Annotated in this window: 19 protein-coding genes; 13 read left to right on the forward strand and 6 right to left on the reverse strand. The window is 71.3% G+C overall.

Annotated elements, in window-relative coordinates:
* Window position 1 precedes the first annotated feature (1 nt).
* The gene (locus tag G3I54_RS25570; protein WP_164617474.1) at window positions 2-1,639 is read right to left on the reverse strand and encodes a DHA2 family efflux MFS transporter permease subunit; all 1,638 of its coding nucleotides are present in this window, start codon (window positions 1,637-1,639) and stop codon (window positions 2-4) included.
* 120 nt (window positions 1,640-1,759) lie between these two features.
* Between G3I54_RS25570 and G3I54_RS25575 the strand changes: the two genes are divergently transcribed.
* From G3I54_RS25575 to G3I54_RS25585, 3 genes are all read left to right on the forward strand, one after another.
* Window positions 1,760-2,344 (forward strand): MarR family transcriptional regulator, encoded by a 585-nt coding sequence (locus G3I54_RS25575; protein ID WP_164617476.1) that lies wholly within the window; start codon window positions 1,760-1,762, stop codon window positions 2,342-2,344.
* 53 nt (window positions 2,345-2,397) lie between these two features.
* Window positions 2,398-4,623 carry an ATP-dependent RecD-like DNA helicase gene (locus G3I54_RS25580; protein WP_164617478.1) on the forward strand — a complete coding sequence of 742 codons (2,226 nt, stop codon included), beginning with the start codon at window positions 2,398-2,400 and terminating at the stop codon, window positions 4,621-4,623.
* Window positions 4,624-4,838: 215 nt separating this feature from the next.
* On the forward strand, window positions 4,839-6,137 hold the full coding sequence (locus tag G3I54_RS25585; RefSeq protein ID WP_030085548.1) for a citrate synthase: 1,299 nt from the start codon (window positions 4,839-4,841) through the stop codon (window positions 6,135-6,137).
* Window positions 6,138-6,711: 574 nt separating this feature from the next.
* On the opposite strand, the gene G3I54_RS25590 is transcribed toward G3I54_RS25585, so the two are convergent.
* The 3 genes from G3I54_RS25590 to G3I54_RS25600 all read right to left on the reverse strand — a co-directional run bounded on the left by G3I54_RS25590 (window position 6,712) and on the right by G3I54_RS25600 (window position 10,479).
* Window positions 6,712-9,141, reverse strand: a complete 2,430-nt coding sequence (locus G3I54_RS25590; protein WP_164617480.1) for a heavy metal translocating P-type ATPase — start codon at window positions 9,139-9,141, stop codon at window positions 6,712-6,714.
* A gap of 98 nt (window positions 9,142-9,239) precedes the next feature.
* On the reverse strand, window positions 9,240-9,557 hold the full coding sequence (locus G3I54_RS25595; RefSeq protein ID WP_164617482.1) for a heavy-metal-associated domain-containing protein: 318 nt from the start codon (window positions 9,555-9,557) through the stop codon (window positions 9,240-9,242).
* A gap of 193 nt (window positions 9,558-9,750) precedes the next feature.
* On the reverse strand, window positions 9,751-10,479 hold the full coding sequence (locus G3I54_RS25600; RefSeq protein ID WP_164617484.1) for a TetR/AcrR family transcriptional regulator: 729 nt from the start codon (window positions 10,477-10,479) through the stop codon (window positions 9,751-9,753).
* 157 nt (window positions 10,480-10,636) lie between these two features.
* On the opposite strand from G3I54_RS25600, the gene G3I54_RS25605 reads away from it, so the two are divergent.
* Both G3I54_RS25605 and G3I54_RS25610 read left to right on the forward strand, forming a co-directional pair.
* The gene (locus tag G3I54_RS25605) at window positions 10,637-12,943 is read left to right on the forward strand and encodes an MMPL family transporter (RefSeq protein WP_164617486.1); all 2,307 of its coding nucleotides are present in this window, start codon (window positions 10,637-10,639) and stop codon (window positions 12,941-12,943) included.
* Between the two features lie 229 nt (window positions 12,944-13,172).
* Window positions 13,173-13,964, forward strand: a complete 792-nt coding sequence (locus tag G3I54_RS25610) for a class I SAM-dependent methyltransferase (protein ID WP_164617488.1) — start codon at window positions 13,173-13,175, stop codon at window positions 13,962-13,964.
* A 35-nt stretch (window positions 13,965-13,999) separates the two neighbouring features.
* Here the strand turns inward: G3I54_RS25610 and G3I54_RS25615 are convergent, their stop codons facing one another.
* On the reverse strand, window positions 14,000-14,191 hold the full coding sequence (locus G3I54_RS25615) for a MerR family transcriptional regulator (RefSeq protein ID WP_010064909.1): 192 nt from the start codon (window positions 14,189-14,191) through the stop codon (window positions 14,000-14,002).
* A gap of 225 nt (window positions 14,192-14,416) precedes the next feature.
* Here G3I54_RS25615 and G3I54_RS25620 point away from each other — a divergent pair, with 225 nt between their 5' ends.
* Entirely contained in the window at window positions 14,417-14,935 is a 519-nt protein-coding gene (locus tag G3I54_RS25620; RefSeq protein WP_203687162.1) for a DinB family protein, read from the forward strand.
* Between the two features lie 51 nt (window positions 14,936-14,986).
* On the opposite strand, the gene G3I54_RS25625 is transcribed toward G3I54_RS25620, so the two are convergent.
* Entirely contained in the window at window positions 14,987-15,922 is a 936-nt protein-coding gene (locus tag G3I54_RS25625; protein ID WP_164617490.1) for a sugar phosphate isomerase/epimerase, read from the reverse strand.
* Between the two features lie 133 nt (window positions 15,923-16,055).
* Here G3I54_RS25625 and iolC point away from each other — a divergent pair, with 133 nt between their 5' ends.
* The 7 genes from iolC to G3I54_RS25660 form a co-directional block, all read left to right on the forward strand.
* A complete protein-coding gene (iolC, locus tag G3I54_RS25630; protein ID WP_164617492.1) occupies window positions 16,056-17,261 on the forward strand; it encodes a 5-dehydro-2-deoxygluconokinase in 1,206 nt (401 codons plus the stop codon).
* On the forward strand, window positions 17,258-18,169 hold the full coding sequence (locus tag G3I54_RS25635; protein WP_164617494.1) for a deoxyribose-phosphate aldolase: 912 nt from the start codon (window positions 17,258-17,260) through the stop codon (window positions 18,167-18,169). The genes iolC and G3I54_RS25635 overlap by 4 nt, the downstream gene beginning before the upstream one ends.
* Window positions 18,166-19,089 (forward strand): 5-deoxy-glucuronate isomerase, encoded by a 924-nt coding sequence (iolB, locus tag G3I54_RS25640; protein WP_164617496.1) that lies wholly within the window; start codon window positions 18,166-18,168, stop codon window positions 19,087-19,089. Before G3I54_RS25635 ends, iolB begins: the two co-directional genes overlap by 4 nt.
* On the forward strand, window positions 19,086-21,089 hold the full coding sequence (gene iolD, locus G3I54_RS25645; RefSeq protein ID WP_164617497.1) for a 3D-(3,5/4)-trihydroxycyclohexane-1,2-dione acylhydrolase (decyclizing): 2,004 nt from the start codon (window positions 19,086-19,088) through the stop codon (window positions 21,087-21,089). The genes iolB and iolD overlap by 4 nt, the downstream gene beginning before the upstream one ends.
* A 53-nt stretch (window positions 21,090-21,142) precedes the next feature.
* Window positions 21,143-22,645: a CoA-acylating methylmalonate-semialdehyde dehydrogenase gene (gene mmsA, locus G3I54_RS25650; RefSeq protein WP_164617508.1), complete on the forward strand. Its 1,503-nt coding sequence runs from the start codon at window positions 21,143-21,145 to the stop codon at window positions 22,643-22,645.
* A gap of 117 nt (window positions 22,646-22,762) precedes the next feature.
* Entirely contained in the window at window positions 22,763-23,383 is a 621-nt protein-coding gene (locus tag G3I54_RS25655) for a DUF4291 domain-containing protein (RefSeq protein ID WP_164617510.1), read from the forward strand.
* Between the two features lie 47 nt (window positions 23,384-23,430).
* Window positions 23,431-24,769 (forward strand): histidine kinase (locus G3I54_RS25660; RefSeq protein WP_343240417.1); only part of this gene is annotated, 1,339 nt, incomplete at its 3' end.

A 24,769-nucleotide genomic window follows, 5' to 3' on the forward strand; every position in this document is an offset into this window, starting at 1 on the left:
TTCACCGGGCCGGACCGCGCACCTCCTGCCGCCCGCCCCGCTTCTCCTCCGTCCGAGGCCTCGCACCCGCCCCCGGCGACATGAACAGCGTCGCCGCCAGCGCCAGGAGCAGCAGCCCCGCGCAGACGTACCCGGAGACCTGGACGCCGACCGCCATCGCCTCGCGGGCCGCCGCTGCCGCCGACGCCGTACTCGGCTCCGCGGCGAGGGCCTCGACCACCGACCCGGCGCTGTCCGTCACCACAGCGCCTAGCCGTTCCGCTTCGTCCGTCGCGACGCCGTCCCGGGTGAGCCGATCAGTCATTCCGGAGGCCAGAGTGCTGAAGAAAAGCGTGGTCAGCAGGGCGATACCGAGGGCCGACCCCAGCTCGCGGGCCGCGCTCTGGATGCCCGACGCCTGGCCTCCGCTCCGTTCCGGTACGTCCACGAGGACGATGTTGGTGACCTGCGCCGTGGCGAAGCCGACGCCGATCCCGTACACGAACAACGCGATCGCGATCAGCCACCAGGAACTGTCCGTGGACGCGATCAGGGCCAGCATGGTCAGCCCGGCGGCCTCCAGTACGAGGCCGATCCGGACCTGGGCGAGCGCGGACACGGTCGCGGCCATCGGGAAGCTCGCCCCGGAGGCGGCGAAGCTGCCGACGGCCAGCGCGACGAGGGCGAGACCTGCCTCGAACGCGCTGTAGCCGAGGGCGAATTGCAGCCAGAGCGGCAGTACCGCGATGATCCCGAACTCGCCGAGACCGACCATCAGCGTCACGAAGTTGCCGTTGCGGAACGAGCGGATGGCGAACAGCCCCACGTCCATCAGCGGCTCGTCGCCCGCCCGGCTCAGCACGGCCTGCCTGCGCCAGAACACCACCAGCGCCAGCACCGCCAGGAGCAGCGCGACGAACACCGGCGAGAGCCCGCCGGACCAGGAGAAGCCCCCGACCTCCAGCGGCTTCGTCGTCATCAGCCAGCCGTACGTGCGCCCCTCGATCAGGACGAACGCGAGAAGTCCCAGGCCCACCGCCGACAGCGCGGCACCGACGCCGTCGATACGGCCCCGGGCGCGGGGCGACACGTCCAGATACCGGAGCACCCCCGCCACGACGATCGCGACCAGCGGGATGTTGATGCCGAAGGCCCAGCGCCAGGAGATGTCGGCGAGCCATCCGCCCAGCAGCGGGCCCACGGCCGCCGCCGCTCCGATGGTCGAGCCCCACACGGCGAACGCCTGGCCGCGCGCCCGCCCGGTGAACGTGGCGTTCAGCAGGGCCAGCGAGGTGGGCAGCATCATGGCCCCGCCGACGCCCTGGACGAACCGGGCGAGGATCAGCAGGCCGCCGCTCGGGGCCAGCGCCGCCAGCAGGCTCGTCGCGCCGAACGCGGCGAGGCCCAGCAGGAAGATCCGGCGGGCGCCGTAGAGGTCGCTGAGACGCCCGGTGACCAGCAGGAGCGCCGCGAACGTGATCGCGTACGACTCCTGAATCCACTGGGCCTCCGACGAACCGATGGAGAGGTCCTCGATGATCGGCGCGAGGATCACGTTGACGATCGTCAGGTCGACGACGATCAGGGCCACGCCGAGCGCCACGGCGACGAGGCCCAGCCACTGACGTGCTGTGGGCGGGGCTTCTGCGGGTTCGGTCACGATGCTTCGACTCCCGATAATTGCTTTGCCACAAAGGAATGTATCTTTGCGACAAAGGTAAATAGCGCGAGGTAGGTTGTCAAACCGGAAGCGGAGCGGAAGCGAGAGTGGGCAGTGCCGATGACGAACGGGCGCGGGGCCGACGGGCACGGCACGACCGACAGACAGGGCGGAGCCGGCGGGCAGGGCACGACCGACGGGCTGGGCGGGGTCGACCGCGAGGCCGTGCGGGTTGATCGCCTCATGGACGGCCTGCGCGCGTTCGGGGCCAACTACACCGAGTTCACCCGCCGGTTCGCCACCTGGCTCGGGCTGCACTCCACCGACGCCGCCGCCCTCGTCGAGATCCTCTACGCGGAGGACCAGGGCGCGCCCCTCTCGCCGGCCCGGCTCAGCGAGCGCGTCTCGCTCTCCTCCGGCGCGACCGCCATCCTCCTCAAGCGGCTCGAACAGGCGGGCCACATCGTCCGCACCCGCGAGAGCACCGACCGCCGGGTCGTGACCCTGCGCAGCAGCCCCGACATCCGGCCGCGCGCCGAGGCGTTCTTCGGCCCGTACAGCGAGCGGATGGCCGAGGCGATGGCGGCGTACTCACCGCAGGAGATCCAGCGGTTCGAGGACTTCCTCGGCAGGCTGCGCTCGACCATGGACACCCTGCTGGCGAACGAGTACCGCGACGGCGGGCCCGGCCCTCGTACTCCGTAACGAGGTACGAAGGCGTGAACCGCACTGTCAGCGGCACCCGGTAGCGTCGGGTCATGTCCAACATGGCCGTCCTCGAAGGTGTCCTGGAGCGGATCACCTACGCCAACGAGGAGAACGGGTACACGGTCGCCCGCGTCGACACCGGGCGCGGAGCCGGCGACCTCCTCACGGTGGTCGGTGCGCTGCTCGGCGCGCAGGTCGGCGAGTCGCTGCGGATGGAGGGCCGTTGGGGCTCGCACTCGCAGTACGGCAAGCAGTTCACCGTGGAGAACTACACCACCGTGCTGCCCGCCACCATCCAGGGCATCCGCCGCTATCTCGGCTCCGGGCTGATCAAGGGCATCGGACCGGTGATGGCCGACCGGATCACCACCCACTTCGGCGTCGACACCCTCGACATCATCGAGCAGGAACCGAAGCGGCTCGTCGAGGTCCCCGGCCTCGGCCCCAAGCGCACGAAGATGATCGCGGCCGCGTGGGAGGAACAGAAGGCGATCAAGGAGGTCATGGTCTTCCTCCAGGGCGTCGGCGTCTCCACCTCCATCGCCGTCCGTATCTACAAGAAGTACGAGGACGCCTCCATCTCCGTCGTGAAGAACCAGCCCTACCGGCTGGCCGCCGACGTCTGGGGCATCGGCTTCCTCACCGCCGACAAGATCGCCCAGGCGGTCGGCATCCCGCACGACAGCCCCGAGCGGGTCAAGGCCGGCTTGCAGTACGCCCTCTCCCAGTCCTCCGACCAGGGGCACTGCTACCTCCCCGAGGAGCGGCTCATCGCGGACGGGGTCAAGCTCCTCCAGGTCGACACGGGCCTCGTCATCGAGTGCCTGGCCGAGCTGGCGGCCGATCCGGAGGGAGTCGTACGGGAGAAGGTGCCGTCTCCGGAGGGCGGCGAACCGATCACGGCTGTCTACCTCGTCCCCTTCCACCGCGCCGAGCTGTCCCTCGCCGGGCAGATCAGACGGCTGCTGAACACCGGCGAGGACCGGATGCCGGCCTTCCAGGACGTGGACTGGGACAAGGCCCTGGCCTGGCTCGCCACGCGTACGGGGGCCTCGCTCGCGCCCGAGCAGGAGGAGGCCGTACGTCTCGCGCTCAGCCGGAAGGTGGCCGTCCTGACGGGCGGGCCCGGCTGCGGGAAGTCGTTCACCGTCCGGTCCATCGTGGAGCTGGCCCGGGCGAAGAAGGCCAAGGTGGTGCTGGCCGCGCCCACCGGACGGGCCGCCAAGCGGCTCGCCGAGCTGACCGGGGCCGAGGCGTCCACCGTGCACCGGCTCCTGGAGCTGAAGCCGGGCGGAGACGCGGCCTACGACCGGGACCGTCCGCTGGACGCCGATCTGGTCGTCGTGGACGAGGCGTCGATGCTCGATCTGCTGCTCGCCAACAAGCTCGTGAAGGCGGTGGCACCCGGTGCCCACCTCCTCCTCGTGGGTGACGTCGACCAGCTGCCCTCGGTCGGCGCGGGGGAGGTGCTGAGCGATCTGCTCGCGAAGGGCGGCCCGGTCCCGGCCGTCCGGCTCACCCGGATCTTCCGCCAGGCCCAGCAGTCCGGCGTCGTGACGAACGCCCACCGGATCAACGCGGGACAGCCTCCGCTCACCGAGGGGCTGAGCGACTTCTTCCTCTTCGTGGAGGACGAGACGGAGGACGCGGGCAAGCTCGCCGTCGATGTCGCGGCCCGCCGTATTCCGGCCAAGTTCGGCCTCGATCCACGCCGTGACGTGCAGGTACTCGCCCCGATGCACCGGGGCCCGGCCGGTGCGGGCCAGCTGAACGGGCTGCTCCAGCAGGCCGTCACCCCGGCCCGCCCCGACCTCCCGGAGAAGCGGTTCGGCGGCCGGGTCTTCCGGGTCGGCGACAAGGTCACCCAGATCCGCAACAACTACGACAAGGGCGAGAACGGCGTCTTCAACGGCACGGTCGGCGTCGTCACCGGCCTCGACGTGGACGAACAGAAGCTCACCGTCCGCACCGACGAGGACGAGGAGATCGGCTACGACTTCGACGAACTGGACGAGCTGGCCCACGCGTACGCCATGACCATCCACCGCTCCCAGGGCAGCGAGTATCCGGCCGTCGTCATCCCCGTCACCACCAGCGCCTGGATGATGCTCCAGCGGAATCTGCTCTACACGGCCGTGACGAGGGCCAGGAAGCTCGTCGTCCTGGTCGGGTCCCGTAAGGCGATCGGCCAGGCGGTCCGCACGGTTTCCGCAGGCAGACGCTGTACGGCACTGGATTTTCGGCTTCGGGGCGGCTCAGGAGAAGACTTCTCGTGACCCCCGCACAAAAATGATCGATCAAATCGGTGGGAAACATCACGGAGGTCTTCCGGAACCGCAGTCAAGGGGGCAGGATGAGTAAGTTGGCGGCACTCAGTGCCGTCAGTAGGTCCAATGGACGACCCCGAGTGCACTCTCCTGAGCCGAATGGGGGAGGGTGGAAGACAGTCAGGGCACCTCGAAGAAGAGGCACTACGTCGGTGAGGGATGACGTGAGCGAGCACACCAACAACGCTGTAGTACTGCGGTACGGCGATGACGAGTACACCTACCCGGTGATCGACAGCACCGTCGGCGACAAGGGCTTCGACATCGGGAAGCTCCGGGCCAATACCGGCCTGGTGACGCTGGACAGCGGATACGGCAACACCGCCGCCTATAAATCCGCCATCACGTACCTCGACGGTGAGCAGGGCATTCTGCGCTACCGCGGATACCCGATCGAGCAGCTCGCCGAGCGCTCGTCGTTCCTCGAGGTCGCGTACACGCTGATCAACGGCGACCTTCCGCAGGTCGACCAGCTGGCGACCTTCAAGAACGAGATCACCCAGCACACGCTGCTGCACGAGGACGTCAAGCGGTTCTTCGACGGCTTCCCGCGCGACGCGCACCCGATGGCCATGCTGTCCTCGGTCGTCAGCGCGCTGTCCACGTTCTACCAGGACAGCCACAACCCGTTCGACGAGCAGCAGCGTCACCTGTCGACGATCCGCCTGCTGGCGAAGCTGCCGACGATCGCGGCGTACGCCTACAAGAAGTCGATCGGTCACCCCTTCGTCTACCCGCGCAACGACCTCGGGTACGTCGAGAACTTCCTGCGCATGACCTTCTCGGTCCCCGCCCAGGAGTACGAGCTGGACCCGGTCGTCGTCTCGGCGCTGGACAAGCTGCTCATCCTGCACGCGGACCACGAGCAGAACTGTTCGACCTCCACCGTGCGTCTGGTCGGCTCCTCGCAGGCGAACATGTTCGCCTCGATCTCCGCCGGCATCTCGGCGCTGTGGGGCCCGCTGCACGGTGGCGCCAACCAGTCGGTGCTGGAGATGCTGGAAGGCATCCAGGCCAACGGCGGCGACGTCGACTCCTTCATCCGCAAGGTGAAGAACAAGGAGGACGGCGTCCGCCTGATGGGCTTCGGCCACCGGGTGTACAAGTCGTTCGACCCGCGCGCCAAGATCATCAAGGCCGCCGCCCACGACGTGCTGTCCGCGCTCGGCAAGTCCGACGAGCTGCTAGACATCGCGCTCAAGCTGGAGGAGCACGCGCTCTCCGACGACTACTTCGTCTCGCGCAACCTCTACCCCAACGTGGACTTCTACACCGGTCTGATCTACCGGGCCATGGGCTTCCCGACCGAGATGTTCACCGTGCTCTTCGCGCTCGGCCGCCTTCCCGGCTGGATCGCCCAGTGGCACGAGATGATCAAGGAGCCGGGTTCCCGCATCGGCCGCCCGCGCCAGATCTACACCGGCGAGGTCCTGCGCGACTTCGTCCCGGTCGAGGGCCGCTGACCCGGACCTCGTGTCGGGGCCGCTGATCCGGACCTCGTACCGCAGGGTTCCGCACCGCCGGATCCCGCACCGCCCGTAGTGCCCGGCCTCTTCGGCCGACTGCCTTCGCCCCGCGTACCGCGCTTCGCACAGAGCGCGGTGTCCGGGGCGATTCGGCGTTCTGGGGCGAATCGGGTAGGCGGTGGGAAGGAGGAGGGGCCGGGAAGAGGGAGGGGCCGGGAAAGCGAGAAACGCCCCGCCGCCGATCCCCCCACGGGTCGACGGTCAGGGCGCTTCCCATATCCCGGAGCGGATTCCCCCCACGGGATCCGGCCGGGCGTCTGGCAGGGAGCCGAGGCTCCCATGTTCTGTTGTGTTCCCTTGTTGTGCTGCGATCCGCCGGGGTACGTACGCACGGGAGGGCCGCTCAAAGCTCCCCGGTGCACGTGCCCCGGCCAAACGCTTGCCACAGGAGCGTCCCCCAAGACACTCCATCGGACGTCCCCCAAGACATCCTTGGCATCGCACTCTAAGACTCGCGAACCCACCGGATGGTTACCCTGAAATCGGTGTGATCTAAATCTCTTTGTGGAAGTTACGTGAAGGCACGCAACCGTAGGCTGTTCGTGACGACGAACACGGACGAAAACGCCATGGCGGCTCCCGCGATCATTGGGTTGAGCAGGCCACTTGCAGCCAGGGGCAAGGCCGCGACGTTGTACCCGAAGGCCCAGAAGAGGTTGCCCCTGATGGTGGCCAGCGTACGCCTGGAGAGGCGGATTGCGTCAGCTGTCACCTTGAGATCTCCACGAACCAGGGTGAGGTCGCTCGCCTCGATCGCCGCATCCGTCCCGGTGCCCATCGCCAGCCCCAGATCTGCCGTGGCCAGCGCGGCGGCGTCGTTCACCCCGTCGCCGACCATGGCGACGACCCGGCCCTCCGCCTGAAGGCGCTTCACGACGTTCACCTTGTCCTCCGGAAGCACCTCCGCATGGACCTCGTCGATGCCCACCTCGCGCGCCACGGCCTCCGCCACGGCCAGGTTGTCGCCGGTCAGCAGGACGGGCCTCAGCCCCAGGGCGCGCAGCTCGGCGACGGCCTCCGCGCTGCTGTCCTTGACCGCGTCCGCCACCCCGAACACGCCCCGCGCCTCGCCGTCCCAGGCCACCACGACGGCCGTACGGCCGTGCTCCCCGGCTTCCGCCAGGGCCTCCGACAACTCGACCGGGAGGGGGATCGCCGCGTTGGCGAGGAGACGGGGCCGTCCGACGAGGACGGTGTGGCCTTCGACGACGCCCTGGACGCCGAGTCCGGGGATGTTCTGGAAGTCGTCGGGGGTGGGGAGGGGGCCGGTGGTTTTGGTGGCGGCGGTGGCCACGGCCTGGGCGATGGGGTGTTCGGAGGAGTTCTCCAGGGCTCCGGCGAGGCGGAGGACTTCCTTCTCGTCGGTTCCGGGGGTGGTGTGGGTGGTTTGGAGGGTCATGCGGCCGGTGGTGACGGTGCCGGTCTTGTCGAGGACGATGGTGTCGGCTCGGCGGGTGGTCTCCAGGACTTCGGGGCCTTTGATGAGGATGCCGAGTTGGGCGCCGCGGCCGGTGCCGACCATGAGGGCGGTGGGTGTGGCGAGGCCGAGGGCGCAGGGGCAGGCGATGATGAGGACGGCGACGGCCGCGGTGAAGGCTGCGGTGAGTCCGGCGTCGTTGCCGAGCCAGAAGCCGAGGGTGGCGAGGGCGAGGGCGATGACGATGGGGACGAAGACGGCGGAGATGCGGTCGGCGAGGCGCTGGGCGGAGGCTTTGCCGTTCTGGGCGTCTTCGACGAGGCGGGCCATGCGGGCGAGTTGGGTGTCGGCTCCGACGCGGGTGGCTTCGATGACGAGGCGTCCGCCGGCGTTGAGGGTGGCGCCGGTGACGGTGTCGCCGGTGGTGACCTCGACGGGTACGGACTCGCCGGTGAGCATGGAGGCGTCCACGGCGGAGGAGCCCTCGACCACGGTTCCGTCCGTCGCGATCTTCTCCCCGGGACGCACGACGAAGCGATCGCCGACGACGAGCTCACCCGCCGGGACGCGTACCTCCCTGCCCGCCCTGAGTACGGCGACGTCCTTGGCGCCCAGATGCATCAGCGCCCGCAGCGCCGCCCCGGACTTCCGCTTCGCGCGGGCTTCCAGGTAGCGGCCCAGCAGGATGAACGTGATGACCCCGGCCGCCACCTCCAGGTAGATCGTCGAGGTGGCGTCGGCGCGCGAGACGGTGAGGTCGAAGCCGTGGCGCATGCCGGGCATACCCGCGTCGCCGAGGAACAGGGCCCACAGCGACCAGCCGAACGCGGCGAGCGTGCCGAGCGAGACCAGGGTGTCCATCGTGGCCGCGCCGTGCTTCGCGTTGGTCCAGGCGGCGCGGTGGAAGGGCAGGCCGCCCCAGACGACGACGGGCGCGGCGAGGGCGAGGCTCAGCCACTGCCAGTAGTCGAACTGGAGGGCCGGGATCATGGCGAGCAGGACGACGGGGACGGAGAGGACGGCGGAGACGGCGAGACGCTGCCGGAGCGCGGTGAGGGAGGAGTCCGGTTCCGCTTCGGCGTCCTGGGCTGCCGGGCGCGGGTCGCCGTCCTGGCCGGTGGTCCGAGCCCTGTCCGCACGCCGGTCCTCGTCCGGGCGGGGGGCCGGGGGTGCGGCGGCGTCGGCTGCTTCCGTTTCCGTTTCTGTTTCCGCTTTTGCTGCGGCTGCGGCTGCGGCTGCGGCTGCCGGTGCCGGTGCCGGCGCCTTCCGTTCCGGTCGGGCGACGGGGCGGGCCGTGTAGCCGGTCTTCTCGACCGTGGCCACGAGGTCGCCCAGCTCCAGCCCCTCCCCGAAGGTGACGCGGGCCTTCTCGGTCGCGTAGTTCACCGTGGCGGTGACGCCGTCCATCCGGTTGAGCTTCTTCTCGACGCGGGCCGCGCACGAGGCGCAGGTCATCCCGCCGATCATGAGCTCGGCCTCGGAGGCGTCGGCGGCCGGGGAATCGGCTGCTGCTGTGCTGGCCATGTCCGAACTCCAGGGAAACGCAGGTCGGGCCGTACCCCACCAGTATCGGCTGGTGAGGCCGGCCCGACGACGAACGGGGTGCCGCGGCGGGCCGGCCCTCAGGCGGCCGGGCCGAGGAGCTCGTACCCGGCCTCGTCCACGGCGGCACGGACGGCCTCCTCGGCCAGCGGGGCCTTGGAGGTGACGGTGACCAGGCCGGTGGAGGCGACGGCCGCGACCGAGGTCACGCCCGCGATTTCGGAGATCTCCTCCGACACGGCGCCCTCGCAGTGGCCGCAGGTCATGCCCTTGACCTGGTACACGGCGGTGACCGCGTCGGTCCCCTCGATCCGCACGTCGGCCGCGCCGTCGTGGCAGGAACCGGTGGGCGAGCAGCAGGAGCCGGTGGACTGGGCGGTCTCGGTCTCGGCGGTCATGACGTTCTCCTCTTCGCGGACATGTTTCGGCGGTACGGCGGGGCGTATGGGGCCACGGAGGACCCCGGGGCGCCCCGTCTCGTCCATACTATACCCCTAGGGGGTATGAAGGCGCCCTGGCGGTGCCGTGTGTCGACCGGTGGCGGGCCGCGGTGGTGGCCGGTGGTGGTCGGTGACGGTCTGCGGTGGCGGTCTACGGCGCGTGCGGGGCCCGGGTCCGGTGCAGTGCGTCGTCGCCGACCAGGGGATCCAGGTAGCGGAACATGACCGTCTTCAGCTCCTGGATGTAGGCCTCGCGCTCCTCGCCCTCGTGGGCCATGATCAGATCCAGCCCGGCCTTGAAGATCATGAAGGCCATGTCGGCGATCCGGTGGACCTGTTCGGCGGGCGCGTCCGGGAGGTAGCCGGCGAGCACCGATTCGACCCGCGTCAGCATCGTGGCGTGCAGCGTGTCGTGCTCCTCGGTGATCCGGCCCGGGATCTCCGAGCCGTGCATCAGGACCGAGAACGCCGGATTCTCGCAGTTGAAGGCGATCAGCGGGTCGAGGATGGCGTCCAGCATGCGGTCGAGCGGCAGCTCGATATGGCTCTGCGAGAAGGCGGCGCCGTAGGTGTCCCGCCAGCGGTTGAGCAGCTGGTCGCCGAGCTCGACGGCGATGGCCTCCTTGTTCGGGAAGAACTGGTAGAGCGTGCCCGGCGACACCCCGGCCTCGCGGGCGATGGCGTTGGTGCTGGACGCGGTGTAGCCGCTGGTGCAGAAGACGTCGGCGGCGGCCCGGAGCAGCTGGGCGATACGGGCCTCGCCGCGGGCCTGGCGGCGGCGTGGGCGGGCGGGGCCCGGCGCTCCGTCGGCGGCGTGGGCGGTGGATCCGCCGTCCGCTCCGTCCGCTGCGGCGCCCTTGGTGGCTTTGGCCTCCGACACGGTCAATCCCCGGCTCTCATGATGCGGTTGACAAACGCGAGTACTCGCTCGCATTCTAGTGGAACGCGAGCGATCACTCGTGTTTGCCGGATAAGTGGCAACGACCGACCCATGCTGCCCTGTGCTGCCCGGGTCTCGGTGAAGGGGACACCGCACCATGTCCGAAGTCAACCGTTCCGCGCCGCCTTCGGTCGGCGGCTGGACCCGGTTCGTCACCGCCCGGCCGCGGCTCGCGCTGCTGGCCGCTCTGGTGATCACCGCACTCGCCGTGTTCGCCGGGAGCGGTGTGGTGGACCGGATGGGCAGCGGCGGCTGGCAGGCTCCCGACGCCGAGTCGACCTATGCGACCGAGGCGCTGGCGCGGGAGTTCCCCGCCTCCCAGCCCAATCTGCTCCTGCTGGTGGACAGCGGCTCCGCGACCGTCGACGACCCGGCGGTGGCCGCCGAGGCCGCCCGCCTCGTCGAGCGGTTGGAGGCCGAGCCGGGGATCTCGGGCATCGGGTCCTACTGGGGGACGGAGTCGCCCGCGCTGCGCTCCGAGGACGGCCACGAGGCGATCATCGCCGCCCGGATCGGGGGCGACGAGAAGACCGCCGGCGAGACCCTCGACCGGATAGCCCCGGACTTCGCGGGGGAGCGGGGGCCGGTGACGGTCTCCATCGGCGGGCCGGTCGCCGTGCAGCACGAGATGCAGACGATCATCCAGGAGGACCTGCTGCGAGCCGAGCTGATCGCCCTGCCGGTGACGCTCGTCCTGCTGGTCATGGTCTTCGGCAGCGCCGTCGCCGCGATGCTGCCGCTCGGCGTCGGCATCGTCGCCATCCTCGGCACCAACGCCGTGCTGCGGGGCCTGACGGAGTTCACCGACGTCTCGGTCTTCGCCATGAACCTCACCACGGCCCTCGGCCTCGGACTCGCCATCGACTACGCCCTGTTCATCGTCCGCCGCTTCCGCGAGGAGCTGGCCGGCGGGGCGGACCCCCGGACGGCGGTGGGCACGACCCTGCGGACCGCCGGGCGTACGGTGCTGTTCTCCGCGCTGACCGTGGCCGTGTCCTTGTCGGCCATGCTGGTCTTCCCGCAGTACTTCCTGCGGTCCTTCGCCTACGCCGGGATCGCCGTGGTCCTGCTGGCCGCCGCTGCCGCACTGATCCTGCTGCCCGCGGCGCTGGTCCTGCTCGGCCACCGGATCAACTCGCTGGACCTACGCCGGCTGCTGCGCCGCCGTAAGAAGGAGACCTCCGCCGAAGGCGCGGGCGTCTCGCCGGGCCGGGGATGGGCGAAGCTGGCGGCGCTGGTGATGCGCAGGGCGCCCGTCTTCGCCGTCGTCACCACCGTCGGGCTCCTGCTGCTCGGACTGCCGTTCCTGGGCGTCAAGTTCGGCACGGCGGACGACCGCCAGCTGCCGGCCGGCGCGGAGTCCCGGGTCGTCCAGGAACACATCCGCGACGGGTTCCCCGGCAGCCCCGGCGGCGGCCTGGAGGTGCTGGCCGAGGGACAGGGTTCCCCCGCCGAGTACGCGGACCTGAAGAGCCGGATCGAGCAACTCCCCGGCGTCCTGCGGGTCGACGGCCCGGTCACCGCGGACTCCGTCGCCTACTACAGCGTGCTGCCCGAGGGCGAGGCCGTCGGCGAGGAGACCCAGCAGCTCGTACGGGATCTGAGGGCGGTGCCCTCCGCGTCCTCCCTCGATACCTCGGTGACGGGCACGGCGGCGGTCCTCGTCGACTCCAAGGACGCCATAGCCGACCGGTTGCCCTGGGCGGTGGCGATCATCGTGGTCGTGACCCTGCTCCTGGTCTTCCTGCTCACCGGCAGCGTGCTCATCCCGCTCCAGGCGGTCGTGCTCAACGCCCTGAGCCTGACCGCGATGTTCGGAGCGGTGGTCTGGGTCTTCCAGGACGGGAATCTCTCCGGGCTGCTCGCCTTCACCAGTACGGGCGACATCGAGACGACGCTGCCCGTCCTGATGTTCTGCGTGGCCTTCGGACTCTCCATGGACTACGGGGTCTTCCTGATATCCCGGATCAAGGAGGAATACGACCGCACCGGCGACCATGAGCACTCCGTCACCTTCGGACTCCGGCACACCGGCGGGCTGATCACCGCGGCCGCCGTGATCCTCGCGGTCGTGATGGTGGCCATCGGCACCTCGCGGGTCACCAACACCAAGATGCTGGGGCTCGGTATCGCCCTCGCCGTCCTGATGGACGCCATGGTGGTGCGCAGCCTGCTGGTCCCGGCCGTGATGAAGCTGATGGGCCGCTCCACCTGGTGGGCCCCCGCACCTCTGCGGTCCTTCCACCGCAAGTTCGGCCTCAGCGAAGGGGAATCGACCCTGGTCGGCCCGGCCGCTCCGGAGGTTCCGGGCGACCGGAGCGGCCCCGGGGACGCCGGGCCCACGGCGGAGGCCGAGGAGATAGCGGGCGCGGGCACGGAGATCGCCGAACCGGCGAGACGCTGAGACCGACGACGGAAACCGGTTCGGAAACAGCCCTCGGGGAAGCCGGGAATGGCCTCAGGACGCCGCGTGACGGGCCCGCGCGGCATCGAACGGATGGCGGGCGGGGGCCGGGTTCCCCGCCCGCCCCGGAAGGCGTCAAAGGCCCGCCGACGGCATCGGCAAACAATCGTTGACCTGGGCTTTCATGCTCATCGAGCCTAAAATTTCCTCAACGGAAAAGGGGGCCCGGATGGACCGGAACGTACGCACGACGGATGACGTAATGGCGTTGATGGACGGGCTGTTCGCCCCGGAGGCGGACCGGTGGACGGTCGGTGGCGCGTCCTGGTGGGACGACTTCTACGCGGACCGTTCGAAGCCGGTGCCGTTCTTCGTGGACAAGCCCGATGAGAACCTCGACGCATATGTCCGCCAGGGGCTGATCGCCCCGGGCCGTGCGCTCGAACTCGGCTGTGGGCCCGGCCGCAACGCGCTTCACCTGGCCTCGCTCGGCTTCGACGTCGACGCGGTCGACCTCTCCCCGGGAGCGATCGCCTGGGCCCGGGAGCGGGCCGAAGGAACCCGGGCCGAAGCAACCCGGGTCGGCGGGGCGGGGGCCGGCGATGTCCGGTTCCACCTCGGTGACGCGTTCGCCCTGACGGCGGCGGGGGCGCCCCTGGCCGGGCCCTACGACCTGATCTACGACTCCGGCTGCTTCCACCACCTGCCGCCCCACCGCCGTATCAGCTACCTCGCCCTTCTGGAACGTTGCCTGGCCCCCGGCGGCCACTTCGCGCTCACCTGTTTCGCCGCAGGGGAGGGCGGGATGGGCTCGGAACTGCCGGACGCCGAGCTCTACCGGACCGGCGGCCTGCACGGCGGGCTCGCCTACACATCGGAGCAACTGCGCCACATCTTCACCGGCCTGACGGGGACGGAGGAGATAGTGCTGCGCCGGATGAACGACGAGGCTCCCGAATCCCCGCTCTTCGGGGAGCCGTTCCTCTGGACGGGCCTCTTCCGCGCGGCCGACCGGAGGTAGCGGGCCCGGGGCGGCGGCGGTGTCCGCGCCGGGCGTCAACGGCCCCTGTTGCGGGGGCGGGAGGCGACCCAGGCGCGGACGGTGTCGCCGTACCAATACGGTTTCCCGTTCTTCACCTGGTCGGGCGGGGGAAGGAGCCCGTGCTTGCGATAGGAGCGGACGGTGTCCGGCTGGACCTGGATGTGCGCGGCAATGTCCTTGTAGGACCAGAGCGTTCTGTCCGTCATCGGTGACACCTCTCTGCACTTCTCAAGCCGACGATCACTCAGCCTGTGCTCGGTTGAACGACCTTGGGCGGCAGGCGGGGTGGGGCTGTCGACCGGCTGTGACAGAAAACCCGCGTAACGGAGATATGTGTACCGAAACGGTTACTGCTGTGGCAGAAAGGATGAACCGGGGCCGGTGGTGCGGGATCGCGGCCACTGTCGGACCCGGGTGCCACGATGACGACCATGAGCACTTCCGAACGCCCGATGCCCCCGCTGGTCGCCGACGAACGCACCTCTCTGGAGAGTTGGCTGGACTTCTACCGCGCCACCCTCGCCCAGAAGTGCGCCGACCTGCCCGAGGAGGGCCTGCGTGAGGCGGCCGCCGCGCCCTCGCCGATCACTCTGCTCGGACTGCTCCAGCACTTGGCGGAGGTCGAGCGGAACTGGTTCCGCCGGGTGCTCGCCCAGGAGGACGCCCCACCGCTCTTCGCCCCTCCGGCCGGCGACGGGACTCAGGGGCACGCGGGCGGCTGGGAGCTCGCCGAGGACTCCACCCACGAGCAGGCGCTCGCGCGGTGGGAGGCCGAGGTGGCAAGGGCCCGGCAGAACTGCGCGGCCCGAGCGCTCGACGACACCAGCCCGTTCATGGGCGGGCAGGTCACGCTGCGCTGGATCTACACGCACATGATCGGCGAGTACGCCCGGCACTGCGGCCACGCCGACCTGATCCGCGAACGGGTCGACGGGCGCACGGGAATCTGACCCGGGGGTCCCGGGGGTCCCGGGGGTCTCGGGGGCTTCGGCGCGGAGGCCTCAGGATGCCGGGTCGGGCGAGCGGGTTCCGCCGCAGGAGCGGAGGAACTCGCGGGTGCGGCGCGCGATGGGGAACGGCTTGTCCGGCGGGCACGGATACATGTCCTGCTCCACGATCGCGAACAGGTCGACGTCCAGGGCACGGGCCGCGTCCAGGACCGGTTCCAGGGCGGGGACTCCGCCGGGCGGCTCGCACATCACGCCCCGGGCCACCGCCGGGCCGAACGGCACCTCGTCCGCCACCACCGCCGCCAGGATCTCCGGATCGACCTGCTTGAGATGGAGGTAGCCGACGCGTTCCCCGTACGTCTCGATGAGCTTGACGCTGTCGCCGCCGCAGTAGGCGTAGTGCCCGGTGTCCAGGCAGAGCGAGACCAGGTCCGGATCGGTGGCGTCGAGGAAGCGGTTGACGTTCTCCTCGGTGTCGATGTGGGTGTCGGCGTGCGGATGGACGACGATCCGCAGCCCGAACCGCTCCCGGACCTCCCGGCCCAGCCGCTCCGTCTGCGTCGTCAGGTCCCGCCATTGAGCGGGCGTCAGCGTGCGGTCCTCCAGCACCTCGCCCGTCTTGTCGTCGCGCCAGAAGGAGGGGATGACGACCAGGTGTTCGGCGCCCATGGCCCGGGTCAGTCCGGCGATGTCCGCGACATGCGCCCAGGTCCGGTCCCAGACGTCCGGTCCGTGGTGCAATCCGGTGAAAACAGTGCCGGCGGACACCGTGAGCCCCCGGCTTCGGGTCTCGTCGGCCAGCCTGGCCGGGTCGGTGGGCAGATAGCCGTACGGGCCGAGCTCGATCCATGCGTACCCGGCCTCGGCCACCTCGTCGAGGAAGCGTTGCCAGGGCACCTGCTTCGGGTCGTCGGGGAACCACACGCCCCAGGAGTCGGGGGCCGAGCCGATACGGATGCGGGCCGAGGAGCGGACGGAGGGGGTCATAACGCCCAGCCTCGTGGCCGGTGCGGAAGGGTGTCAAGGCTTCGTCCGAATGTCCGGACAAAATATTGACAGGGTTCCCGGGAGGGGACTAGACCTGGGACCAGCCGGCCACCGGCGGGTCGAAGGGATGCGTATGCCTGAGCCGTACGACGTGATCACCATGGGACGGATCGGGGTGGACCTCTACCCGCTGGAGGTCGGGGTACCGCTCGCCCGGGTCGAGACGTTCGGCAAGTTCCTCGGCGGCTCCCCGACGAACGTCGCGGTGGCGGCGGCCCGGCTGGGGCGGCGTACGGCCGTGATCACCCGGACCGGGCAGGACGCCTTCGGCGCGTATCTCCACCAGGAACTGGAACGGTTCGGCGTGGATGCCCGCTGGGCGACGGCGGTGGCGGAGTATCCGACCCCGGTCACCTTCTGCGAGATCTTTCCGCCGGACGACTTCCCGCTCTACTTCTACCGGCAGCCCAAGGCTCCTGACCTGGAGATCCACGCGCCTGACCTGGATCTGGACGCGGTGCGCGAGGCCAGGATCTTCTGGATGACGGGGACCGGACTCAGCGCCGAGCCGAGCCGTTCCGCCACCCTGGCCGCCCTCGACGCGCGCGGCACCGGCCCGGCGGGTGCGCCGCGGACGGCGATGGCGACCGTCTTCGACCTCGACTGGCGGCCGATGTTCTGGGACGGGGGCGACGACAGCACCGAGGCGCCCGCGCGGTACCGCGAGGCGCTGGCCCATGCCACGGTCGCCGTCGGCAACATCGACGAGTGCCGAATCGCGACCGGCGAACGCGAACCGTACGCGGCGGCCCGCGCGTTGCTCGCGGCCGGGGTGGAGCTCGCCGTCGTCAAGCAGGGGCCGAAGGGCGTGCTCGCCGTCCACCGCGACGGCACCACCGCCGATTGCCCGCCGCTGCCGGTGGAGGTGGTCAACGGCCTCGGCGCGGGTGACGCGTTCGGCGGCGCGCTCTGCCACGGGCTGCTCGCGGGATGGCCCCTCGACCGCCTCGTACGGTACGCGAACGCGGCCGGCGCGATCGTCGCCTCCCGGCTCGCCTGCTCGTCCGCGATGCCGTTCCCGGACGAGGTCGAGCGAGCTCTCACGGCCGGAGCCGTCACGGCGGACCGGGGCGATCAGGCGGGGTCGGCGGACCCCAGTGCCCCGGCGGACCTCGGCGTCCCGGCCGACCCCGGCACCCAGGCCGACCCCGGCGCTCCGGCGGACCCCAGCGCTTCGGCGGATCCCGGCGCTCCGGCCGAGCCCGGCGCATCGGCGGACCCTGGCGCTTCGGCCGAGCCCGGCGCCCCCGCAGCGCCCAGGGCCGGAGCGGGATCATGACGCCGCTCGCGCCCTCCCTCTCCGAGCTGGTCCGGCTGCGCGCCGAGCGGCCCGAAGCCGTGGCCGAGGCCGCCGCGCGGCGGAAGCGGCGACGGCTGATCCGTACCAGCGGCGACCGGTTGATGATCATCGCGGCCGACCATCCCGCGCGCGGCGCGCTCGCCGTCGGGGACCGGTCGCTCGCCATGGCCAACCGCTTCGAGCTGCTGGAGCGGCTCTGCCTCGCCCTCTCCCGCCCCGGCGTCGACGGAGTGCTCGCCTCCGCCGACGTCCTGGACGATCTCCTCCTCCTCGGAGCCCTGGAGGACAAGATCGTGATGGGCTCGATGAACCGCGGCGGGCTGGCCGGCGCCGCGTTCGAGCTCGACGACCGGTTCACCGGATACCGCCCCGACGACCTGGTCCGCCACGGGTTCGACGCCGGGAAGCTGCTGCTCCGCATCGACCACGACGACCCCGGTTCGCTGGACACCCTGCACACCGCCGCCCGCACCATCGACGCGATGGCCGCGCACCGGCTGCCCGTCTTCGTCGAGCCGTTCCTCTGCCGCCGTGTCGACGGCCGCCTCCGCAACGATCTCGGCGCCGCCGCCGTGGCGACCTCCATCGCCATCGCTTCGGGCCTCGCCGGGACCTCCGCGTACACCTGGCTCAAGGTCCCCGTCACCGACGACCCCGACGCCATGGGCCGGGCGATGGAGGCCTCCACGCTGCCCGCCGTCCTGCTCGGCGGCGAGGTCGGCGAGGACCAGGACGCGGCGTACGGGAAATGGCGCGACGCGCTGCGACTGCCCACCGTGCGGGGGCTGGTCGTGGGACGCTCGCTGCTCTACCCGGTCGACGGGAACGTGGCGAGCGCCGTCGACACCGCCGTATCGCTGCTCCGTACGGGTAGGGAGGGGCCATGACGACGCATCATCCCCAACAACCTCACCGAGGGCGGCAGCCCGAGTGCCACCTCCCGGCCGGCAGCGCCGCGCGCGGGGCGTACGCCGTCGACATCGATCCCGGGCGGGCCGGCTGGGACCGTTCGGCCCTGCGGGTGCTGGAGCTGGAGCCGGGCGGTGTTCACACGCTCGTCACCGGCGGTAGTGAATGGATCGTCCTGCCGTTGGCCGGTGGCTGTACGGTGCATACAGCAGGTGAGACCTTTGAACTGCTGGGCCGGGAGAGCGTGTTCAGCGGGGTATCCGACTTCGCCTACGTGCCGCGCGACACCCGGGCACAGATCTCCTCCGGCGCAGGAGGCCGCTTCGCCCTGGCAGGAGCGAAGTGCGAGCGACGACTCCCCGCTCGCTACGGTCCCGCGCCGGAGGTACCCGTCGAGCTGCGCGGCTCCGGGACCTGCTCGCGGCAGGTGAACAACTTCGCCGCCGCCGACACCTTCGACTGCGACCGGCTGATCGCCGTGGAGGTCCTCACCCCCGGCGGCAACTGGTCCTCCTACCCGCCCCACAAGCACGACGAGCACGTGCCGGGCGAGGAGTGCGAACTGGAGGAGATCTACTACTTCGAGGTGGCGGACGGCGGGCTCGGCTACCACCGGGTCTCCCCGTCGCGCGACGGCGGTACGGACGTGCTGGCCGAAGTGCGCAGCGGTGACGCCGTCCTCATCCCCGACGGCTGGCACGGCCCGTCCATCGCCCCGCCCGGCCGGACGCTGTACTACCTGAACGTGATGGCCGGGCCGGGGGAGGAGCGCGCCTGGCTGATCCGCGACCATCCCGACCACCGCTGGATCCGCGACACCTGGCCAGGCGAGCCGATCGACGCCAGACTCCCGCTGTACACGGCGCATCCGTCGCCCGGCCCGGAGGTAACGCCTTGAGCCCGACGAGTCCCGCGACCCCGACGAGTACCGCCGACCCCCACTGTCCCACCCGCCGGCTGACCACCGCTCAGGCGCTGGTGGCCTTCCTGTCCCGGCAGTACACCGAGCGCGACGGCCGACGGCAGCGGCTCATCAGCGCCACCTGGGGCATCTTCGGCCACGGCAACGTCGCGGGCATCGGCCAGGCGCTCGTGGAAGCGGCGGCGGGCGGCGGCCCCGGCAGCCCCGGCGGAACCACCCCCGGCAACGGCAACGGGGCCGGGCACCGCATGCCCTACCTCCAGGGCCGCAACGAACAGGCCATGGTGCACGCGGCCGTGGGGTACGCCCGTCAGTCGGGGCGGCTCTCGGCGCACGCGGTGACCACGTCCATCGGCCCGGGAGCCACCAACCTCGTCACCGGGGCCGCCCTCGCCACGATCAACCGCCTGCCCGTCCTCCTCCTGCCCGGCGACACCTTCGCGACCCGGCCCGCCGACCCCGTACTGCAACAGCTCGAACTGCCGTACGCGGGAGATGTCTCGGTCAACGACTGTCTGCGCCCCGTCTCGCGCTACTTCGACCGGATCACCCGGCCGGAGGCGCTGATTCCGGCGGCCCTCCAGGCGATGCGGGTCCTCGCCGACCCCGTCGAGACCGGAGCCGTCACGCTCGCGCTGCCGCAGGACGTGCAGGCGGAGGCGTACGACTGGCCGGAGGAGTTCTTCGCCGAGCGCGACTGGCACGTCCGCAGGCCCGCCCCCGACACGTTCGAACTGGAAGCGGCGGTGCGGGCGGTGCGCTCCGCCCGCCGCCCGCTGATCGTCGCGGGCGGCGGGGTCCGGCACAGCGCCGCGGAGGAGACGCTCGCCGCGTTCACCGCCGCGACCCGCATCCCGGTCGCCGCCACCCAGGCGGGCAAGGGCGCGCTCCGCCACGACCACCCGGCCGACGTCGGCGGTATCGGCCACACCGGCACCGCCACCGCCGACGAACTGGCCCGCACCGCCGACCTGGTGATCGGCATCGGCACCCGCTTCTCCGACTTCACCACCGCGTCCGGCACCCTCTTCTCGAACCCCGGCGTCCGCTTCCTCCACCTCAACATCACCGGCTTCGACGCCCACAAACTGGCCGCCCTCCCGCTGGTCGCCGACGCCCGCGCGGGCCTCGAGGCTCTGACGGCGGCGCTCGCCGGACGCGGCTACCGGGTCGACCCGGCGTACGAGACGGAGTACACCGGCGCGAAGGAGGCGTGGGAGGAACGGGTCGAGGCGTCCTTCGCCACCCCCGACCCCACCGCGCGCCCCACCCAGACCCAGGTCCTCGGCCTCCTCGACACCCTGGTCACCGAGGACGACATCCTCATCAACGCCGCCGGCTCCCTCCCCGGCGACCTGCACAAACTCTGGCGCGCCCGCTCCCGCGACCAGTACCACGTCGAGTACGGCTACTCCTGCATGGGCTACGAGATCCCGGCCGCGATCGGCGTCCTGCTCGCGACCGGAAGCCAGGGCCGTGAGGGCCGCCCCGTCTGGGCGCTCGTCGGCGACGGCACGTACCTGATGAACCCCACCGAGATCGTCACCGCCGTCCAGGAGAACCTCCCCCTCAAACTGCTGATCCTCCAGAACCACGGGTACGCCTCCATCGGCGGCCTCTCCGAAGCGGTCGGCGCCGAAGGCTTCGGCACGGCCTACCGCCACCGGGACGCCGACGGCGGCTTCACCGGCCCGCCGCTCCCCGTCGACCTGGCCGCCAACGCGGCCTCCCTCGGCATGCGGGTCTTGCGCGCCACCACCGTCGACGACCTGCGCAAAGCCCTCTCCGAGGCCCGCGACGCGGAGGGCCCCACTTGTGTCTACGTCGAGACCGAAACGCCCGACACAGTGTCGGGCCCCCCTCCGGCACAGGCGTGGTGGGATGTTCCGGTAGCCGAAACCGCGAGCCGACCGGCGGCGGTCAAGGCCCGGGAGGAGTACGACCGGCAGGCCGCCGCCCGACGCCGCCACCTGTAAGCCCTGCCTGAACGCCTGAACCTGCGCCTGCTTGAAGCCTGAAGGAGTACGTCATGACGAAGACCGTCAACCACTGGATCGGCGGCAAGACAGTGGAGGGCACGTCGGGCCAGTACGGTCCCGTCACGGACCCGGCCACCGGCGCGGTCACCACGCAGGTGGCGCTCGCCTCCGTGGAGGAGGTCGACGCGGCCGTGGCGGCGGCGAAGGCCGCGTACGCGACGTGGGGCACCTCCTCGCTCGCCCAGCGCACCGCGGTCCTCTTCCGCTACCGCGCGCTGCTGGACGCCCATCGCGACGACATCGCCGCGCTGATCACCGCCGAGCACGGCAAGGTGCACTCGGACGCGCTGGGCGAGGTCGCCCGCGGTCTGGAGATCGTCGAGCTGGCGTGCGGGATCACCACCCAGCTCAAGGGCGAGCTGTCCACCCAGGTCTCCAACCGGGTCGACGTCTCCTCGATCCGCCAGTCGCTCGGCGTCGTCGCGGGCATCACCCCGTTCAACTTCCCGGCCATGGTGCCGATGTGGATGTTCCCGCTGGCCATCGCCTGCGGCAACACGTTCGTGCTGAAGCCCAGCGAGAAGGACCCCTCGGCCGCCAACCTGCTGGCCGAGCTGGCCTCGGAAGCGGGCCTTCCGGACGGCGTCCTCAACGTTCTGCACGGCGACAAGGTCGCGGTCGACGGCCTGCTCAACCACCCCGACGTGGCCGCCGTCTCCTTCGTCGGCTCCACCCCCATCGCCCGCTACATCCACGCCACCGCCTCCGCCAACGGCAAGCGCGTCCAGGCACTCGGCGGCGCGAAGAACCACATGCTCGTCCTCCCGGACGCCGACCTGGACGCGGCCGCCGACGCGGCGGTCTCGGCGGCGTACGGCTCCGCCGGTGAGCGCTGCATGGCGATCTCCGCCGTCGTGGCGGTCGGCGCGATCGGCGACGAGCTGGTCGCCAAGATCCGCGAGCGGGCCGAGAAGATCACGATCGGCCCCGGCAACGACCCCGCCTCCGAGATGGGCCCCCTGATCACCGCCGCCCACCGCGACAAGGTCGCCTCCTACGTCACGGGCGCCGCCGCCCAGGGCGCGGAGGTCGTCCTCGACGGCACGGGCCACACGGTCGAGGGCTTCGAGGACGGCCACTGGATCGGCCTGTCCCTCCTGGACAAGGTCTCCACCGACTCCGACGCGTACAAGGACGAGATCTTCGGCCCGGTGCTGTGCGTGCTCCGCGTCGACACGTACGAGGACGGCGTCGCCCTCATGAACGCCTCGCCGTTCGGCAACGGCACCGCGATCTTCACCCGCGACGGCGGCGCGGCCCGCCGCTTCCAGCTGGAGGTCGAGGCCGGCATGGTCGGCGTCAACGTCCCGATCCCGGTCCCGGTGGGCTACCACTCCTTCGGCGGCTGGAAGGACTCGCTCTTCGGCGACCACCACATCTACGGCAACGACGGCGTGCACTTCTACACCCGCGGCAAGGTCGTCACCACCCGCTGGCCCGACCCGGCCGACGCCCCCGCAGGCGTCGACCTCGGCTTCCCGCGCAACCACTGAGCCGGATCCGACCCGTCCCGACCCCCGTCCGCGTACGCCGCGGGCGGGGGTCCGGCGTGTGCCCGCACCGCCGAAAACCAGGTGCCCGACGGCGAACGCCTCCCGCATCCTGGGCCCATGAACACCCCGCCCCTCCCGCCCCGTCACCAGATCCGTGCGCTCCACACCGCCACCACCGTCACCGTGTACCAGGCGTACCGGCCCGAGATCGGGCTGCCCGCCGCCCGTGACGGACGGTTCCCCGAGGCCTGGAAGCGGGACCGGATGACCTGGATCAAGCCCAGCTTCCTGTGGATGATGTACCGCTGCGGCTGGGGCACGAAGGAGGGCCAGGAGGTCGTCCTCGCCGTCGAGATCGACCGCGCCGGTCTGGAGTGGGCCCTCGCCCACGCCGAACTCTCCCACTACGTACGCGATGTGCACCCGGACCGGATCGCCTGGAAGCGCAGCCTGCGCACCGCCCCCGCCCGGGTCCAGTGGGACCCCGAACGCGACCTCGACCTGAACCCGCTCCCGTACCGCTCCCTCCAGCTCGGGCTCAGCGGTGAGGCCGCCCGGCTGTACGCGGACGAGTGGACGGTGTCCGTACGCGACGTCACCCCGCTCGCGCGCGAGGTGCACACGGCGGTCCGGGCGGGGGAGCGGGAGCGGGCCGCCGCACTGCTGCCGGTGGAGACACCGCTCGACCTCGCCGCGCCCCGGCCGGTGCGGGACGTCTCCCCGGCTCCCGGTAGGTGACTTTCGGCAGTGCCGGAAGGCCTGCCCGTCTCCGTAACCTCTCCCTCGTGAACAGCTTCTCGCTCGTGAAAAGGACTGGCGGCCGGCGGCCCGGCCTCCGGTGGGCGGACCCGGGCGGACTGCTGGCGCCTGCCGCCGCGGCGTTCGGCGCGCTGAGTCTGGTGGGGTGGTGGTGGGGCCTGCCGACCGCGATCGCCGCGTTCGCCGCGGGGCGGGGGCCCGGGCGCGGCAGAACGGTCGTCCTGCTCCTGGCCGGAGCTCTCGCCGCCGGGGCGGTGGCGGTCGCCGTGGTGCCGTCCCTGCTCGCTCTCGGGACGCAGTTCGTGGCGGTGGTCGTCCTGGCCGTGCTGGTGCCCTGGTTCGTGGGGAGGTTCTCACGTCAGTACCGGGAGCTGGTGCGGGCCGGCTGGGAGCGGGCCGAACAGCTGGAGCGGGAAAGGCAGTTGGTCGCCGAGCAGGCGAGGCTGCTGGAGCGGGCCCGGATCGCCCAGGACATGCACGACGTGCTGGGCCACGACCTCAGCCTGATCGCCCTGTCGGCCGGCGCCCTGAAGCTGGCGCCCGGCCTGGACGAGCGGCACCGGCGGGCCGCCCAGGACATCCGGGGCCGGGCCGCCGCCGCGGTGGAACGCCTCGGCGAGGTCATCGGCGTCCTCCGCGAGGAGAGCGAGGGCCCGCCGCAGGGGCCGGGGGACTCCGACATCGCCCGGCTCGTCGGCGAGGCGGCTGCCTCCGGGCTCGCCGTCGAACTGACGGTGGACGGCGAGGCGGCGGAACTTCCGCCCGCCGTCGAACGCGCCGCGCACCGGGTCGTGCAGGAAGGCCTGACCAACGCGGTCAAGCACGCGCCCGGCGATGTCGTGAGCGTCGAACTCTCGTACACGGCGACCGAGACCAGGGTGGTGGTCAGAAACGAGGCCCCGGCAGGCCAGGCTGCTCCGGCCGCCCCGGCCGCCCCGGCAGGCCAGGCTGCCTCGTCTGCCTCGTCCAGCCGTGCTGCCTCGGCCGCCTCGTCTAGCCACGCCGCCTCGTCCGGCCCGGCCGCGCTGTCCGTCCCGGACGGCCCTTCCGCTTCGTCCAGCCCGTCTGCTTCGTCCAGCCACGTTGCCTCGGCCGCCTCGTCCGGCTCATCGACCCGTTGGCCCCTACGTCCATCGGCCCGCCCACCGGCCCGCTTTCAGCTCCGCCCGTCAGCTCGCCCACCGGCCCGCATTCCGGCCCGCCCGCCGTCCGACCCGCCTCCCGCGCACGGGGGCCGCGGGCTCATCGGGCTGGCCGAGCGGGTGCGGCTCGTCGGCGGTTCGCTCGACCACGGCCCCCGGGGCGGCGGCTTCGCCCTCGCCGCCCGGCTGCCCCACCGGGCCCCCGCGCAGCCCCCGCCCCGGC

Source organism: Streptomyces sp. SID14515 (assembly GCF_010548505.1).
GTDB lineage: Bacteria > Actinomycetota > Actinomycetes > Streptomycetales > Streptomycetaceae > Streptomyces > Streptomyces caviscabies.

Bases quoted from the DNA above. Each gene is read 5' to 3' on its own strand.
- G3I54_RS25575 (WP_164617476.1), top strand. From the start codon at position 1,760: ATGACGAACGGGCGCGGGGCCGACGGGCACGGCACGACCGACAGACAG.
- G3I54_RS25580 (WP_164617478.1), top strand. From the start codon at position 2,398: ATGTCCAACATGGCCGTCCTCGAAGGTGTCCTGGAGCGGATCACCTAC.
- G3I54_RS25590 (WP_164617480.1), bottom strand. From the start codon at position 9,141: ATGGCCAGCACAGCAGCAGCCGATTCCCCGGCCGCCGACGCCTCCGAG.
- G3I54_RS25595 (WP_164617482.1), bottom strand. From the start codon at position 9,557: ATGACCGCCGAGACCGAGACCGCCCAGTCCACCGGCTCCTGCTGCTCG.
- G3I54_RS25605 (WP_164617486.1), top strand. From the start codon at position 10,637: ATGTCCGAAGTCAACCGTTCCGCGCCGCCTTCGGTCGGCGGCTGGACC.
- G3I54_RS25610 (WP_164617488.1), top strand. From the start codon at position 13,173: ATGGACCGGAACGTACGCACGACGGATGACGTAATGGCGTTGATGGAC.
- G3I54_RS25615 (WP_010064909.1), bottom strand. From the start codon at position 14,191: ATGACGGACAGAACGCTCTGGTCCTACAAGGACATTGCCGCGCACATC.
- G3I54_RS25620 (WP_203687162.1), top strand. From the start codon at position 14,417: ATGAGCACTTCCGAACGCCCGATGCCCCCGCTGGTCGCCGACGAACGC.
- G3I54_RS25625 (WP_164617490.1), bottom strand. From the start codon at position 15,922: ATGACCCCCTCCGTCCGCTCCTCGGCCCGCATCCGTATCGGCTCGGCC.
- iolC (WP_164617492.1), top strand. From the start codon at position 16,056: ATGCCTGAGCCGTACGACGTGATCACCATGGGACGGATCGGGGTGGAC.
- G3I54_RS25635 (WP_164617494.1), top strand. From the start codon at position 17,258: ATGACGCCGCTCGCGCCCTCCCTCTCCGAGCTGGTCCGGCTGCGCGCC.
- iolB (WP_164617496.1), top strand. From the start codon at position 18,166: ATGACGACGCATCATCCCCAACAACCTCACCGAGGGCGGCAGCCCGAG.
- mmsA (WP_164617508.1), top strand. From the start codon at position 21,143: ATGACGAAGACCGTCAACCACTGGATCGGCGGCAAGACAGTGGAGGGC.
- G3I54_RS25655 (WP_164617510.1), top strand. From the start codon at position 22,763: ATGAACACCCCGCCCCTCCCGCCCCGTCACCAGATCCGTGCGCTCCAC.